Annotated in this window: 15 protein-coding genes; 2 read left to right on the top strand and 13 right to left on the bottom strand. The window is 58.4% G+C overall.

What is annotated here, in order from left to right:
- Nucleotides 1-6: 6 nt before the first annotated feature.
- The 12 genes from CUJ86_RS05530 to CUJ86_RS05475 all read right to left on the bottom strand — a co-directional run bounded on the left by CUJ86_RS05530 (nt 7) and on the right by CUJ86_RS05475 (nt 8,779).
- Entirely contained in the window at nt 7-294 is a 288-nt protein-coding gene (locus CUJ86_RS05530; protein WP_130646564.1) for a UPF0058 family protein, read from the bottom strand.
- A gap of 49 nt (nt 295-343) precedes the next feature.
- A complete protein-coding gene (dnaG, locus tag CUJ86_RS05525) occupies nt 344-1,579 on the bottom strand; it encodes a DNA primase DnaG (protein ID WP_130646563.1) in 1,236 nt (411 codons plus the stop codon).
- A 130-nt stretch (nt 1,580-1,709) separates the two neighbouring features.
- Nucleotides 1,710-2,027, bottom strand: coding sequence for a DUF167 domain-containing protein (locus CUJ86_RS05520; protein WP_130646562.1), 318 nt, complete (start codon nt 2,025-2,027; stop codon nt 1,710-1,712).
- Between the two features lie 225 nt (nt 2,028-2,252).
- Entirely contained in the window at nt 2,253-3,521 is a 1,269-nt protein-coding gene (gene pyrC, locus CUJ86_RS05515) for a dihydroorotase (RefSeq protein ID WP_130646561.1), read from the bottom strand.
- A gap of 36 nt (nt 3,522-3,557) precedes the next feature.
- Nucleotides 3,558-4,553, bottom strand: a complete 996-nt coding sequence (hypE, locus tag CUJ86_RS05510; RefSeq protein WP_130646560.1) for a hydrogenase expression/formation protein HypE — start codon at nt 4,551-4,553, stop codon at nt 3,558-3,560.
- Nucleotides 4,550-4,891 (bottom strand): hydrogenase maturation nickel metallochaperone HypA/HybF, encoded by a 342-nt coding sequence (locus tag CUJ86_RS05505; protein ID WP_130646559.1) that lies wholly within the window; start codon nt 4,889-4,891, stop codon nt 4,550-4,552. Before CUJ86_RS05505 ends, hypE begins: the two co-directional genes overlap by 4 nt.
- Nucleotides 4,891-5,115: a HypC/HybG/HupF family hydrogenase formation chaperone gene (locus CUJ86_RS05500; protein ID WP_130646558.1), complete on the bottom strand. Its 225-nt coding sequence runs from the start codon at nt 5,113-5,115 to the stop codon at nt 4,891-4,893. Before CUJ86_RS05500 ends, CUJ86_RS05505 begins: the two co-directional genes overlap by 1 nt.
- Nucleotides 5,116-5,208: 93 nt before the next feature.
- On the bottom strand, nt 5,209-6,231 hold the full coding sequence (locus CUJ86_RS05495) for a PAS domain-containing protein (RefSeq protein WP_165394789.1): 1,023 nt from the start codon (nt 6,229-6,231) through the stop codon (nt 5,209-5,211).
- A gap of 105 nt (nt 6,232-6,336) precedes the next feature.
- On the bottom strand, nt 6,337-6,675 hold the full coding sequence (locus CUJ86_RS05490; protein ID WP_130646556.1) for a cupin domain-containing protein: 339 nt from the start codon (nt 6,673-6,675) through the stop codon (nt 6,337-6,339).
- 98 nt (nt 6,676-6,773) lie between these two features.
- The gene (locus CUJ86_RS05485) at nt 6,774-7,244 is read right to left on the bottom strand and encodes a HEAT repeat domain-containing protein (protein WP_130646555.1); all 471 of its coding nucleotides are present in this window, start codon (nt 7,242-7,244) and stop codon (nt 6,774-6,776) included.
- A gap of 86 nt (nt 7,245-7,330) precedes the next feature.
- Entirely contained in the window at nt 7,331-7,522 is a 192-nt protein-coding gene (locus tag CUJ86_RS05480; RefSeq protein ID WP_130646554.1) for a uracil phosphoribosyltransferase, read from the bottom strand.
- Nucleotides 7,523-7,540: 18 nt separating this feature from the next.
- Nucleotides 7,541-8,779 carry a uracil-xanthine permease family protein gene (locus CUJ86_RS05475; RefSeq protein ID WP_130646553.1) on the bottom strand — a complete coding sequence of 413 codons (1,239 nt, stop codon included), beginning with the start codon at nt 8,777-8,779 and terminating at the stop codon, nt 7,541-7,543.
- Between the two features lie 379 nt (nt 8,780-9,158).
- Here CUJ86_RS05475 and CUJ86_RS05470 point away from each other — a divergent pair, with 379 nt between their 5' ends.
- Nucleotides 9,159-9,710 carry a YqhA family protein gene (locus CUJ86_RS05470; RefSeq protein ID WP_130646552.1) on the top strand — a complete coding sequence of 184 codons (552 nt, stop codon included), beginning with the start codon at nt 9,159-9,161 and terminating at the stop codon, nt 9,708-9,710.
- 102 nt (nt 9,711-9,812) lie between these two features.
- Nucleotides 9,813-10,457, top strand: coding sequence for an NAD(P)H:quinone oxidoreductase (wrbA, locus tag CUJ86_RS05465; RefSeq protein ID WP_130646551.1), 645 nt, complete (start codon nt 9,813-9,815; stop codon nt 10,455-10,457).
- A gap of 46 nt (nt 10,458-10,503) precedes the next feature.
- On the opposite strand, the gene CUJ86_RS05460 is transcribed toward wrbA, so the two are convergent.
- A complete protein-coding gene (locus tag CUJ86_RS05460; protein ID WP_130646550.1) occupies nt 10,504-16,380 on the bottom strand; it encodes a right-handed parallel beta-helix repeat-containing protein in 5,877 nt (1,958 codons plus the stop codon).
- Nucleotides 16,381-16,407 lie beyond the last annotated feature (27 nt).

Here is a 16,407-nt window from a genome sequence, read left to right as displayed (position 1 = left end):
ACCCCTTTACTCAATATTGCGTTCCAGTTCCTTCTCGGTCCTTTCGGCGAGATCCTTCATACGGGCAGAGATTCTGGCCGAACCGGTGAACTCAATATCCTTCATGGCATTGGCCAGTTCCTGACCCAGGACAAAAATGGCGTGTTTGTGTTCAAGTTTGCTCTTGTGGATCTGTGATGGGTTGATCTTGAGAGCATAGTACTGCGGAAATTTCAACTCAGGGTTCATCATCTCAAAATAATCCTTGATCTCGACAAGGATCTGATGCAATGTTATCAGTTCTTCTTTATGCATGTCCAGACCCGGAAAGAAAAATAGGAAATTTTATTATATATATATTTCCTCAGTTCTCGCCTTTCCGGATCTTCATGAGGCGCAGCGATAGGGGTCTCTTGACAATGTCCTTGAACTCCGGAGCACCGACGAATTCAACCCCTTTTAAGAGAAAGGTGTCGATCAGCTTCTGATCCACCGTTCTATCGATGACAACACCGGCAGCATCTCCATCGATCCGTTCGATCGCCTGCTCCACCTCTTCGGCGTTCACCTCACCGATAAGCGCATAATCGGACGTGAGAAATCGGGCCACATGCCTGCCCTCGACCTCCTGCATCTGTTTTTCAAGTGTCATCTCCGGAGAGGCAGGACGATCTGAGACGGCGACATCCTTTTGCCCGCCATTGGTCTCGCTAACGATCACATCCGTCTCCTGTACCGGTATCTGAGGTTCATGGGAGGGTTTCTCCTCCTCCTCGATCAACTGGTCCTTGAGATATTCCACCGGCACCTTGTTCCTGAGCGACTTGATGATCTCCTTTCTGGTGATCTCCTCGACACTCTTGCCGCGGGGGCAGAAGGCGACATAGTCGATATCGGCCACCTGCAGGAGTTCGCGGAGGATCAGGTCACCACCCCGGTCACCGTCCAGAAATGCCGTAGCGGTCTTGATCTCACAGAGTTTTGTGATCACAGCAGGCACCTTTGTGCCCTCCACGGCCACGGCATTCTTGATGCCGTAACGCAGGAGGTTGATCACGTCCGCCCGCCCTTCAACGACGATGATCGCATCCGAGTCCAGGACATTCGGGCCGGCAGGGACACGCTCGTCCCCGAGCACACCGATCTTCTCGATGCGCATCGATTCCCTGACGTCGTCGAGAAGTTCGGTGGAATCAATGGAGGTCTCGTCAAAATGGGTGAGCAGCAGCTCCTTCGCCCGGTTCACGATCTTCTTCCGTTTCGTGACCCTGATGTCCTCGATCCGCTCCACCGTTGCATGGGCGATGCACGGCCCCACACGGTCGATTGTCTCCAGGGATGCGGCGAGGACCGCCGTTTCCGCCCGGTCGAGGGAGGACGAGATCAGGATCTCTCCGCGGGTTTCTCCTTTCCTGCTGGTAATATGAACGTCAATCCTGCCGACCCGCCCGGTCCGCTGGAGATCGCGCAGGTCGAGGTCTTCGCCGAGCAACCCTTCAGTCTGGCCAAATATGGCCCCGACTACATCAGGTTTCTCGACCACCCCCTCGGCATGTAGATTAATGTGAATGAGATACTTTGTCGTATCAGATGAGTACATGTGAAGCCTCCAGGATGTGTCATACGATGAATGCTATGACAGACCATAGATAACACGTATGGATATCATTACAAACTACTTATATATCACGCCGCGAGAATATTCGCCCGGAGCATGGGGACGAAAAACGTCAGGATAAAAGATTTTTCAGGATCTGGGCGACAGAATCGCGGGAAATTCCCCGGACTTCAACCCTCTTCTGTGTGGAGGTGGCGCCAGAGAGAATGCTGACGGCAGAGGTGCGGACACCGAGGGCATCGGCGACACAGGCGATGATCGCACGGTTCGCCTTACCGCCGACCGCAGGGGCGGAGACATGACAGACGATCGCCTTTCTCCATTCATTGTATCCTGCAGGAAAACGCTCTTTTTTCGCGCCTGCGGAGACATCGAGGGCGATCACGGCGTGATCGTCGGAACCGGAAATGGCATCGGTAAAAACAGTCATCTGATCACCATGTCGCCCGGCGCTAACAACCTACAGTCATCGGTGGCGTTGCGCCGTTCCTCCCGGGTTTTAACCCTCGCGCCGGGCGCGCCTGTCGCACATCCGGGTTGTCCCGAAGCTCATATCCAGGCTCTGCCAATCGATTGCCCGGGGACCTATGGATGTGCATGTGTCGGCACCCAATATATCGACGCAGGAGAGATAAAAAATGTTGGACCGGTACACTCACCTGTCGGCGGTCCCGATATAACCGCCGCCAGGGATCCAGCGCCCTCTGGTCGGCAGGAGGTCGCCATTCCGGACGGTGCATCGCCCTTCCATCACCACATATTGGGGGAATGACGCCTCCATTCCTTCAAAGGGGGTCCATTCGCACTTCGTATGGAGGTGGTCGGGCTCGATCCTCTCTGTGCGGCGGGGATAGAAGGCAAAATCAGCCCGCTCTCCCGGGGTGAACCCGGCGGGAATGATGCCCAGGATGCGGGCAGGGTTCAGCGCCGTTTTCTGGATCAGGGAGGAGAGGGAGATCCGCTTCCCGAGCACCGCCGCCATCAGCAGGGGGACCATCGTCTCGACGCCGGGAACACCGGAGGGCGCATCGGCAAAGGTCACCGCCTTTTCTGCCGCCGTGTGGGGAGCGTGATCCGACGCCACCGCATCGATCCTCTCCCAGCGACTCCAGAGACCTTTTCTCTCGATTTCCGACCTGAGGGGCGGGTTCATCCGGGCATGGGTGTCGTCGGCCTCAAAACCCTCGAGTGAGAGAAAGAGATGGTGCGGGGTGACCTCGACGCTTCCGCAGGCGGCATCCACCGCCGCGGCCGTGCTCATATGGCAGAAGTGGATAGATAGACCAGGAGGGGTGATGGTGCAGACATCCTGCACCGCCGCCGCCTCGGTTGCCGCGGGCCTGAGACGGTCGTGGTCCCGGAGATCCTCAGGTGCACCGGGAAGGGGGTCCTCGGCATGGATGGTGGCAAGGGCGCCGAGCCCCTGGATGGCGGTGAACGACTCTGCAAGCACCGGCAGGGGGACGGCGGCGCCGTAACTCGATGGCCCCGCGAAGATCTCCCCGAAGGCAAGGGCGCCGGCCCGCCAGAGGGCCGGGAGATCGGCCCCGGCCACCACACCCCCGTTCACGCCGAAGGCACAGAGGGCATTCTCACGGGCCTCGGCAACCCGTGCGGCGAATGCAGCAGGATCGACCAGCGGCGGGACGGTGTTCGGCTGGTCCACGACGACCGTCACCCCCCCGAAGAGGGCGCTCATCGTCCCGCTCTTCCAGTCCTCCTTGGCGCGTTGCGGACCGCCGCGGAGATGGGTGTGCATGTCCACCGCTCCCGGAACACAGATGAGGCCGGATGCGTCGATCGTCTCGTCTGCACGTACCCCGGCACCGATATGGAGGAGTCGCCCGCCTCCCAGCACAAGGTCGGCCACTCGCCCGGAGGGGAGGACGGCGTTCCGGATCACACACTCTGCAGGATCGCTCATCAGATCACTCTCTCGGAGCGGAAGGCAAAAAAGGGATCAGCAGACCCGGGGCACCGGGTCGCCGACAGGGGGTTCGATGAAGCGTTCGCCGCCGATGGACGTCCTCATCACGACGTTTTTCCCCTCGGTTACGCGGCCGATGATGGCAGCGTCCCGGCCGTATGGGTGCGAGCGGAGGGCCTGGAGAACGGCTTCGGCGTCGTCGGGCGCCACGCCCATGATCGCCTTCCCCTCGTTCGCCACCTCAAGGGGATCGATGCCGAGCATGGCCGCAGCGCTCCGGACGCTCCGCCGGATCGGGAGGGCCTCTTCATCGATCTCCACCCTGACGCCACTCTTGCTGGCCATTTCGTTGATGGCGTTTGCAAATCCGCCGCGTGTCGGGTCCTTCATGGCATGGATCTCGCCGGCGGCAAGAGCGCCCTCGATCATGCCCCACAGGGGTGCAACATCGGAACGGATCTGCTCGCCGAGATCGAAGCCCTCCCGGTGCGCCATGATCGCAAGACCATGATCCCCGATCGTCCCGCTGGCGATGATCAGGTCGCCGGGTTGCAGACCGTTGTCCCGCACCGCCCGCTCTGTGACGCCGATACCGGCGGTATTGATCACAATGCCGTCCAGCGCCCCCCGCTCGAGCACCTTGGTGTCGCCGGTAACGATGGAGGCGCCCACCTCGCCGAGGGCGGCGTCCATCGAGGCCACGATCCGCTCCAGATCGGCGACATCAAAGCCTTCCTGGATGATCATCGCACAGGAGAGGGCGATCGGTCTCCCGCCCATCATTGCCAGGTCGTTTATCGTTCCAGAAACGGCGATCCTGCCGATATCGCCGCCCGGAAAGAAGATCGGGTGGACGACATGGCTGTCGGTCGTAAACACCAGGTTTTTATCGCCGATGGGGATGACCGCCCCATCGTCCAGGGATTCAAGGCCAATACCTCCGGCATTGTTGTGGGAGAAGCGTGTGAGGACGCTGAGAAGTTCTCCCATCACCTCCCCGCCGGCACCGTGCATCAGGTTGACTTTCATGACTCGTTCACTTCTATCTCAATGCTGGATACTACGATCTCTTTTCCTTCGACAATATGGGGGAGACCACCGCACGAGGGACAGACAAATCGCTCACCCCCCTCATATCCGCACTCGCATGTGGTGCGGACAGGCACCTTCCGGCATTCCATCCGCACCCCCGCAAACAGGGGGTCGTCCTCGACGATGGCATCAAAGAGGAATTTTACCTGTTCAGGATTGACCATCGCCATCTCGCCGATATCCACCCTGACCGCCTTTATCCCTGAGGCCTTGTTCTCGATGGCGGCACGCCGTGCGGTGGCGAATATATCGTATGCAATGCTGTATTCGTGCATTACTCTTCCATCGCCGCGTAGACTTCCTTGAACAGTTCTCTCGTGGAAAGCCCCTCCTCCCGGCTCAGTTTCTGGATGGCAAAGCCGACGTGGACCAGAACAAACTCGCCGATCTCGACATCGACGAGATCGAGCCGTACCTCCTGTCTGAGATCACCGTAATCGACGACACCGATATTGCCGTCCTTGATCTCGATTACTTCGGCTGGAACTGCAACACACATTCAGCATTCCCTCGGATAGGGAATATGGGTGTTGATACTAAAAACACCTTCCGAAGTGACATCAAAAAAATGGGGGTCAGATATCCTCTCGATCTACCGGTTGGAGAGAAAATGGCGGTAGGCCTCGGGAATCTCCTCATCAGATTCGGCAACGGCGCGGTTGAGATCTGCAAGGTTCTGGACGATCTGATCGATATGGGCCTTCTGGACCCGCAGAATCGTCGAAGCCTCAGCAACGGTCAGCGATCCGCCGGTCAGGAGCGTTGTCATCCTCCCGATCTCCTGTGCCACTGTCTCGAGAGGAACCTTCATCCTGAGCGCCGCTTCGGCCATATACGCCACCAGCGCCCGTTCCGCCTTCCGCCGCGGGGTGAGGTCGTGGATGATAAACGAAACCCCGCCGGGTGCGCCACGTTCGTCGAGGATGGGGGCGATCCCGACCGAAACCTCACTCTCATTGTCATGAAGGCCCTTCAACACCGATTCAAAGCGAATCCCTTCGCCTGTTCCGACCACCGAGCGGATCGCCTCCTCCCAGCGTTCCTCATCCCCGGCGGTCACCACCGAGAAAATATTGGGCGTTTCCACAACATCCCGGGATAATCCGGTGATCCGGGAGGCAGAGGCGTTCATGGAGACGATCCGTCCGTCCTGTGTCGCCCCGATGACGGCGTCCTCACTCGTTTCGACGATGGCGGCGAGGCGGGAGCGGAGTTCGTCGAGGTGTTTGATATCGGTGATGTCGGTGAGAATATGGATGGCGCCGGTGAATCTGCCGGCGTCATCAAGGATCGGGTCGATGGAGATGCGGAACCAGCGCTCGAACATGAAGATCACATAACTCTCCCGGGTATGCGATCCACTCGCCCGGACAAACGGACATTCCGGAATAAAGGATTCAGTGCCGTGGACAACAGCATAACAGCGGTTTCCGATCAGGTCCGGTTCCGATACATCAAGAAGGTTCTGGGTCGCACGATTGGCAGAGAGGATGGTTCCGTCGGCGTCCTGAATGAAGACCGGGTCCTCTATCGCATCAAAGATCCGTCGCCAGAGGTCTCCCCCAACCATCAGGTCGCCTGCATATACAGGGCCCGGTTCACCGCCGTCGCTCATATTCGCCTCAGATACCACTCTGTCCATCCCGCTATATATGCGATTTCCTTTGCAATTGGAATAATCCAAACAAAAAAGGAGAATATGAGTTGAAGAGGGCCGACTTTAGAGGAGTTTTGTCCCGGTTGTCGGCCGTGGCACCTTCACTACGAGCACCCTGAAATCAGCATCACCCTCATTTGACCAGCGATGGGGGATGCCGGCAGGGCTTTCGACGATATGGTCCCTGTCCACACTCTGTCGTTCGTCCCCTATCTCGACGATTCCGGTGCCGTCAAGCACATAAAAAAATACGTCCACTGGGGTGATGTGTCTTTTCAGCCCCTCTCCGGGTCTGAGAGTGATCACAACCGCCGTTGCGTGCTCGGTGTCATAGATCTTTCGTGCATCCACATGATGCGGGTTTGGCCCGATCGGCAGGGCGTGTACATCGGTGACCTTCATGCTCTCCTCCATGCCGGTGCATCATCCGGCATATGCACTTCTGGTCAACGGAGGTGAAATAGATGGTGTCATGTGGGCCAGGACAGCGCCTTCGCCCCTCAGCACCCGGAGCAGCAGGGGCGGTTCATCCGTTCGATCCGCTCCAGCGCCCAGGCGGCCCATCGCCGCACATCGGGGTCAGGATCATGGCAGGTCTTCTGGAGCGCCGCCTCTTCCCGCCAGGTACCGGTAAAACCAAGGGTGTATGCGGCCCACAATCGCACCTGCCGGTCGTCGTCGTCCAGGGCAATGGCGAGCGACGCTGCCGCCAGAGAACCGATCGCCGAAAGCCCCCATGAGGCTGCCATCCTGATATCCCGGTCCTCGTGAGAGAAGAGATCGATGAAGGGGGCGATCGCCGCTTCGCCTGCAAGCATACCGATGCCGAGGGCGGCGTCCTGTCTCAGTTTGGGGGTGTCGCCGGTGAAGAGAAGGGCGGTCAGGCCGTCGAGGTCACCGGATTCAGAGAGACGAAGCGCTTCGTCGGAAGGGGCGTCTTCGGTTACGTCATGGACAGAACGGTCAGGCATAGGGCTACACTCCCCTGTGGGTTGTGCGGGAGGAGTCTTAGGCCTTCCGAACTCAATCTTGGACTGATCCGGAAGGGGAAAAAAGATTATCCGGTCACAAACAACCGATCGCCGGCATCACCCAGTCCAGAGAGGATGTAGCCCTGTTCATTCAGGCACTCATCGAACGCCGCCGGGACGACCTCAACGTCTGGATGGTCCCGCTCCAGCCGTCTGCCTTCGGGCGCCTCAAGGATGCAGAGCACCTTGATCCGGGTGACGCTCGTCCCCTTGAGCATGGGAGACAGGACGCACCGTCATGCTCCGTCACCACTCACTGGTTCCGGGATGACAAGATTCAACACCACACCTACGATTGCCGCCAGACCGATCCCCGCCAGTTCGAAGTCGCCGATCGGGATGAACAACCCACCGATCCCGGCGACAAGCACGATGGATATGATGACGATATTTTTCTGGACGCTCAGGTCAACCCGGTTCGTGATCAGCTGGTTGATGCCGAGGCTTGCGATGAGGCCGAAGAGCAGGATCATCACACCGCCCATCACCGGTCCGGGGATGGAATGGAGAGCGGCGCCGATCTTGCTGACAAAAGCAAACAGAATAGCACAGATTGCCGCCGCCGTCATGATGAAGGGGTTGAACTGTTTTGTCAGCGCCACTGCCCCGGTCACCTCTGAGTAGGTGGTGTTCGGGGGACCTCCGAGAAAGGAGGCGACAAAGGTGGCGATGCCGTCCCCGAGCATGGTGCGGTGGATGCCCGGGTCCTCCAGGTAGTTCTTGCCGGTCACCGAACCGATGGTCAGGATGTCGCCGAAGTGTTCGATGGCCGGAGCGATCGCCACCGGCACGATGAAAAGGACGGCCTCGAGGTTCCATTCAGGGAACACGAAGTTCGGCACGCCGATCCACGGCGCCGAGACGACGCTCGAAATGTCCAGGATTCCAAATGCCGCCGACGCCAGATAGCCCGCTCCAATACCGCAGAGGATCGGGATGAGTTTAAACCAGCCGCGCCCGAAGATAAAGACACAGAGCGTCGTCAACAGGGAGATACCGGCGATGATCAGGGCGATGGCGACAGGGATCACCTGAATGTCACCGTTCATGCCAAGGGCCATAGAGACTGCAACCGGCGCAAGCGAGAGACCAATGATGCAGATGACCGGACCGACGACCACGGGGGGAAAGAGTCTGTTTACAACCTCGACGCCAAAAAAACGGATCACAAAACTGAGCAGAACATAGAGCAGACCTGCGGCGGCAAGACCGCACAGGGTGCCCGGGATCCCCCATGCGCCGACGCCATAGGTGATTGCCGGAATGAAGGCGAAGGACGACGCAAGAAAGATCGGCACCTTCATCCGCGTGATCATCTGAAAGATCAGTGTGCCGATGCCCGCCGTGAACAATGCCACATTGGGATCAAGCCCGGTGAGCAGGGGGACGAGAACAAGCGCACCAAAGGCGACGAAAAGAATCTGGACACCCTGAAACATGCGCTTGATGGCGGCAGTCACTCGTTCGGTTTTCATGATATACCTCACAATCGACGTGTTCTGCTGTGAGCAAGAACGAGATGCAACCACGCCATGCCGCGGGATGCAGTGGCCCCTATAGGATTGTGTTGATTTCTGGGGGTGGATGCAAATACCTTTCTATTTTGTTCTCGACAATGTCGGGCGGATCCAGATTCAGATGGTTCATCGAGAACCGAAAGTCATGAACCATCGTAAATGGAGAGAAAATTACAGGAGAGGGATTATTTCGGAGATACGGAAATTATCGGGTAGATTGAAACAATTTCCATGAGCGGGGATCATCCCCCCCTCTTCCCCCGGCATGAACGCACCCCCCCTACAGGCACAGGTTCTTCACCTGATGGCGATCCATATCTGAATACAAGGGCAGACCATGGACAGACCGCACACCCCACATACACGGAATCCCCCTGGAGAGGATCACGACCAGCATCTGATCGAGAGAATTTTCGAGGGGATCCTCTGGAATTCGCGCTATTTTGTGCTTCTCGGCGTTGTGTTCGGGGCATTGAGCGCGATCGTACTGTTTATTGCCGGTTCATCAGAGATCGTTACGGTCCTCACCGAATTTTTGCGTCTTTCGGAAAACCATCTCTCCCATGAGGAGATCCTGATCGATGTCATCGGGGCGATCGACTTCTATCTTATCGGTCTTGTGCTCCTGATCTTCAGTTTCGGCATCTACGAACTTTTCATATCTGAACTGGACGTTGCCCGCAAAAAAGGTGATTTCGGGAGTATTCTCGAGGTATCCAGCCTTGACGACCTGAAGAACAAGATCATCAAGGTGATCATCATGGTGCTGATTGTCAGTTTCTTCCAGAGGATTCTCTCCATGGAGTTTACCACCTCGATGGATATGCTTGCAATGGCCGCTTCAATCGGCATCATCTGCATCGGGGTGTATTTCCTGGGCAGGCACTAACCCAGATCCCTTTTTTCGAGATAATTGGCCCCTCCCTCGCCATCCACCCATTGTCGACACCTTTATTTTCATACCCTCCTTTCAGCAGGGGGGGGATCAGGTTTGAAGGTCTATATTGTGTATTACTCGCTCAACGGCCATATCCACCGTCTTGCAGGGGCGATCGCAGAGGGAGTGCGGGACGCCGGCGCTGAGGCCGAACTCTACCGCGTGCCCGAGACGCTGCCGCCCGATGTAATCGGGAAGATGTCCACGCCCGAATTCCAATCGGAATTTGGGGCGGTGCCGGTGATCGACCGCCACCGTCTCGGCGATGCCGATGCGGTGATATTCGGTACACCCACGCGTTTTGGGAATATGTGCGGACAGATGCGCCAGTTCCTGGATTCGACCGGAAATCTCTGGGCGGCAGGGGCGCTCGTCGGGAAGATAGGGAGCGTGTTTACCGGTTCAAACTGCCAGCACGGCGGGCAGGAAACGACGATCATCACGACGATGGTCACCCTCCTCCACCACGGCATGATCTGCGCCGGTCTGCCCTATACCTTCGGACAGCAGTGCCGCAGCGACGAGATCACCGGATGTTCGCCCTACGGGGCGTCCACCATCGCCGCCGCCGACGGTTCCCGGATGCCCTCGGCGAACGAACTCGCCGGGGCCCGGTATCAGGGGAAATATGTCGCCCTTCTGGCTATGGCCCTGCAGGAAAGACGGGACGGGATCATGAACGCCCTCAGGGAGGAATAGGTCGCATCAGAAAAAAGGAGTGGAGGATACCCCACAGATCAGACAATCAGCGTTTCTGCCCGAAGAACAGACACGCCCCGGCAACGGCCAGAAGCGCCCCGACCAGGGAGAGCGGTGTCTGTGTCGGCGGAGTGGTGGCAGGAGTGCCGCTCTCCTCCGTTGTTGCCGGCACCGGTGGTGCAGTCGTGGTGACCTCTGCAGGCGCCGCCGCTGCTGGCGCCACCCCTGCCGGGATGCCGATCGCAAACCAGGAGAAGCCCGGTGTTACGGCGGTGAAGAGGCGGTCCTGACCGGCGGTTCCGGCCGGTTCGGTGGGGAGCGTCTCCCAGACCGATCCGTTCAGCCGCATCAGCACCGCCGTTCCGTCGCCCAGGAGGTCTGCGGGCACGCCAAAGGTGATCACCGCACCGCCGATGGCCGACGGGTCGGCGTGATAGAGCGTGATCGAGAGGTAGCGCCAGACATCCGTCTCAGGAGCGGGCAGGCCCGACGGTCGGGCACCCTGTTCATCCACCGTCAGGAGCAGGTCATTCAGGTCTTCCTTCGCCTCCACGACGATCCGGGTGACCGCCGAATCGTGGACTGAGAGGGTCGCCGTCTCTCCGGCCGTCAGGCTGCCTGTGGTGGTGACCGAAACAGCCGAACTCCCCCCGCCGCCTGATGAGGGTGCGGGTGTTGGTGCGGGTGTGGGCGTGGGTGTGGGGGTAGGCGTAGGTGTGGGCGACACGGCAGTCGCCGCAACTGCAAACGAGGAGAACCCATCTGGCGAATACGCCTTGAAGACCATCATGCCTTCGCTGTCGAGACCGAGATAGGTCGTGTCGAGGACCTCCGTATCTCCGTTGTCGCCCTGCCGGAAGATCCGGATGGCACCTGTCCCGCCGTTCGCCTCCACCCACTCCGGGGAGACACTCATCTGCAGGTAGGCGTCATGGATGCCGTTGTCGTCGGTCAGGTTGGTCTTGGTGAAATAGACCGCATATGCCGTCGAGGTGATCGAGAGACCCTCGTCCGCCGCGGCAAGCGTGAACGCCGTTGCCGCCTCATCGCTCGGGCGGTCGTAGATGCCGGTAGTGATCCCGAGGTCCGGGTTGTAGGCGTTCATCGAGGCATTGAAGTTCACCGAGACATTTCCGACACCGCCCCCGATGGAGGCGTTCAGGGGGGCGCTCTCCAGCAGGACGCCGGTCACATTGCCGGTGGAGACGTTCCCGACCGAGGTGATGCCGTCGGTCCGGATGGTCACGTTCAGGTGGTTGTTTTCAAGTATGATGTCGTCGCCGCTGACCGTGCCGTTGCCCAGGGTGCTGTTGAACGAAACCTGCTGGCGGTCACCGATTGTGCTGACCGTCGTGCCGGTGTTGTTCGTTGCATAGTCCTCTTCCCCTTCCGACGGTCCTGGCGGGGCGTCGCGGACCGTGATGCAGGAGGTCTTTGTGATCGCATCGGTGCCGATCGCATTTGTCACCCTGAGGGTGACGTTGAAGGAACCGATGGTGGTGTAGGTGTGCACCGGGTTCTGTTCGGTCGCCGTTGCACCATCGCCAAAGGTCCAGGACCAGGTTTCCGCATTGCGGGAAGTGTCCGTGAAGGTGACCTCCAGCGGCGCGATGCCCTCCGTCGGGGCGGCAGTGAAGTTTGCCTTCGGGAGACCGCTGCCCGACCACATCGGGGCAAACACCGAAAATTCGGTGATGTTGTCGGCATACACATACCGTTCAGCGGTGTTCACGCCGTTCGGGGCCGGCACCTTCTGCCAGGTCGTACCGTCATGGCGCCAGACCGAGAGGAGTGCGGGGTTCTTCCCGCCGAGGTCGTCGTCTGTGTATGCAAAGGCGATCCAGGCCTCGCCGCTGCCGTCAGAGGAGAGGTTCAGGTAGTGACCGATGTTTGCAACGTCCTCATCATCCGCCGGGATGACATTGGTATTCGAGAGCGTAAGGTTCCCGTCCGCGTGGAGTTCGTGCACCACGGCCAGGCTACCGAGCGCGGTCTCCTCGATCACGTTGGAGTAGTCGGAGTTCTCGAAGACGGCAAATGCCGAGGTGTTTGCTAGGGTGACCGTCCCTACCGTACAGTCGGTGATCAGGAGGTCCGTGGTGCCGAGGACGGCAAAGGCGGTGGCGTTTTCCGGGGCGGAGATGTCATTGAAGGTGCAGTGCCGGACCGTATTGCCGGTGGTGTTCTGCGTGATGCTGATACCCGCGGCGCCCGCGGTCGCACCCCGCAGGTCGGTGAAGGTGCAGTTGCGGATCAGGTTTTCAGAGGATGCGAGGACGGCGCCGTCTGCACGGGAAGACTCGAACCCGCTGAACTGGCACGACTCGATTGTGTTCGTGTGTGCGGACCCGGTCAACTCGATGCCGGTCGCAGAATACCCGACGACCCGGAGGTCTGAAACCGTACATCCAGTGAGGGTGTTCCTGTCCGAACTCTCAACGGCGATGCCCACAAGGCGGGAGCCACCCGCATCGGCGCCAGAGATATGGATGTTTGTGAAGGTGTTGTCGTCCGCCCCTTCACATCCGATTCCCAGGGGCGCACCAGTGACGGTGATTCCGCTGATGGTGTTTCCTTCGGTCTCCTCGAGCACGATGCCCGGCGCATTGGTGTCGGTGATGATACAGTCAGTCACCGTCTGCGCCTCTCCGCCGTAGAGATAGATGCCGAGACCGCCGCCGGTCACCGTGCAGTCGGTGACCTCATTGCTCCGTCCACCGTCAACGGCGATGCCGTAATCGTCGCAGTTCGTGATGGTGTTTCCGGAGACATAGGCGCTCTCCGCATCGATGATGCCGATACCGACGTCGCCCGAGAGGGTGCAGTCGAAGACATTGCATTCCTTCGACTGGTTGATCAGCACCGCACCATGCTCATTGCCGGTGACGGTGCAGTCGATCACCTTTCCGCAGGAGGACATCTCCCCCCACGAGTCGGCACAGATGGTGACCCCGAAGTAGTTCCCCTCGATCCGGCAGTTCGTGACCTTTGCATTGTCAGAGCCTGCGAAACGGACACCCTGTGTGCCGGTGGCCCCGGTGATTACAAAGCCGTCGATCTCCACATCGTCGGCGTAGACCTTTACCGTCGGTTCATAGGAGTCTGATGCGGTGAGGGTGACCGATGCAGGGGTTCCGGACGACGACTTCAGGATCACGGAATTGGCGATGACGATATTCTCCTTGGTGCCGCTGTATCCCTCATCGACGGTGATGGTGTCACCCGCCTGGAAGTAGAGATCATTCAGGGCTTCGGTGATGGTGGAGTAGTCGTCCGGTATCCGGGTATTGTGGACCGGATACCCACCGAGCGGGGCGAAGATACAGAGTTCCCGAACTTCTACACCGATCTCATGCTCGTCCAGATTTTGCCAGCGAGTGCCGTTCCAGGAATCCCAGTGCTCGTTTCCTGCGTCCCATCCGGTGCCATTGTGCTTCCAGATAGAGAGGGTTTTCTCCTCGACGCCGGTGATCTGCTCCTCCGTGTAATGGAAGGTGAGGTTCATCCGGGCCTCTTTCAGGCCGCCATCTCCCATTATCTCGACCCAGTTGCCGACGGCGCTCCTTGTGGTGTTATAGTCGGGAGGCGAGGGCGGTTCGGGCGGGTTTTCGACGCCACGGATAAACATCGGATTGTCCGGTGCGGTGATGGAAACGGTCGTCGGATGTGCGGTGCCGATGGTATTCTCCTCCAGCACGAGCGTATCCTGACGGAGGCCGTCCGGGATGTTCAGGTAGATGTCCCAGGCATACCCCCGGCCGGTGAAGGTGTTGTTTCGAAGGGTCGTACGCTCGGGTTCGTTCACCTGAACACCGGTATATTCATATCCGGCAATCCTGTTGTCGGCGACGGTGGAGTTCTGTGAACCACTGCCGGTATCGATCATTCCGCCGGTCTGGGTGACGTTGAAGGCATTCTTTTCCACAACGGAATCTGGCGCAGAAAAGAGCGTAAATCCCTGATCGACATTTTCAAACCGGTTATCCCGGACAACGCTGTTATTGGCGACACTGAGCTGCACCCCCCGTGAGAGGCCCGTGACCGTATTGTTCACAAACGATGTACCGTAGACATAATAGCAGCCATAACCGGCATATCCATTCTCTGAGACGATGGTGTTGTCCCGCGTCATGACGTTTGCAGGGCCGCGGTAGTTATGGTAGCCGTCCCCGCCTTCTGCCGAATATACCTTGACGGCGTATGAAGAGACGTTTTTGATGGTGTTTTGTCCGACGACAATGCCATCGGCAGCAATTTCGACATAGATGCCATTCTTTCCACCGTCGATCAGGTTGTTTTTCACGGTGGTGTTGCCGGTGTGGTGGACGAAGATGACGCCGTCATAGCTCCCGCCATCCGCAGATGTATTGATGAGGGTGTTGTTCTCGACGAGACCGTGGTCCATATCGTAGCAGTAGAGGCCCCAGTCGCCCCAGCAGTCGGTGATCCGGTTGTCACGGACCGTGATGTTCTCATGGTCCGTTGCGTCAATGCCCCTGCGGCAGTTCGTGATGGTGTTTCCTTCCAGCACGCTGTCCTGTGCGGAGAAGGAGATGCCGTCGGGGCAGCAGTTGTCTGCCGGGACACCGGTGATCGTGTTATGCGAGACGGTAACGTTCCCTTTCCCCTCGTTGCCGGTCCCGATCACCATACCGGTATTGTCCTCGACCGTGAGGGTGTTCTGCGTGATGGTGGAGTTCGCAGCAGTGACATGGAGGCCCGAGGTGAGGTTGGAAAACGTGTTCTCGCGTATGAGAAGATGGTCCGCCTGGTCAATATAGACGATCCATTGGTCACTGGTGTCGAAGGTGTTGTCCTCTATCACACAGTCGTTCAGTTCACCCTGGACCCGCATTCCGATATAGTCAGAGTCACGGATAGTATTGAACGAAAACGTATAGTTCGTCATCGGGCCGGTTTCGCTGCCGATGCATGCATAGATGCCATAGGTTTCGGCATCGACGATGGTATTTCCGTAGATGTCGACGTTCCTGCAACAATCACAGAGATAGATGCCGGCGCCGTCTTCTGTCACATAATAACTCTTATCCCAGCGTGAGGCATTGGTGACCTCATTTGAATAGATCTTGAGATCGCTCCCTGAGGCGTAGATGCCATGGCCGCGGACATCATGGAGGATATTGTTCTGAATCGTGGCATTGTCACCGGTCACGGCGATCTTCACATAGTTGCCCTCACACCCCTCTACAACGCCGTAATCACCCTGAATATGAGCCTCTGCATTGCATTGCGTGATGGTGTTGTAGTCACCATAGAGATAGATGACGTGGTCGCCCGGTCCCCAGGTGGTGCCCCAGGGAATTTCAACCTCTTTCGCAGTGATATAACCGCCGCGGACCTTGATTGGAAGGTCTGAACTCACCTTCTCGATGCAGGCATACGGGGCGGTCACATCCACGGTGACACTGGAAAACGTTGAGTTCCGGATGGTAAGGTTACCACTCCCGACAATCTCATAATCGCTTCCGGCGGCGACCTGACATCCGGTGATGATCAGTTCATATCCGCCCAGGTCGACGTCGCCTCCGAGATCGACGCTTGTATCTGTCCATGTTTCATCCCCGCATTTCAGCTGGCCCCTCGGTTCACCCACGTATACGGACGCGATCGGGCTCGTGTATGCTTCATCGGTGTAGACGTATGTGATTTTGTAATCATGGTAGCCCTCATCGACCCCTTCATCACGATAGGTGGTTTCCGCTGCATAGGGGATGGTCTTCACACAGGCGCCGTCACGATAGATCCGATACTCCTCAAAATCTTCAGATGTATCTTCAGACCATGAGAGATCGACCTTATCGATCCCGATATAATTGACTGCCAGTGCACCCGCAGCAGAGATGCCGAAGATGCAGATGAATATACATGTGAGTAATAGTCTGCTGTTCGTCTTCAGTGTCATGGAACTGCCTCCCGTTGTTCGATTAAC

It is taken from the genome of Methanofollis fontis, assembly GCF_004297185.1.
Lineage (GTDB): Archaea > Halobacteriota > Methanomicrobia > Methanomicrobiales > Methanofollaceae > Methanofollis > Methanofollis fontis.
This window is presented reverse-complemented; position numbering and strand designations above follow the sequence as displayed.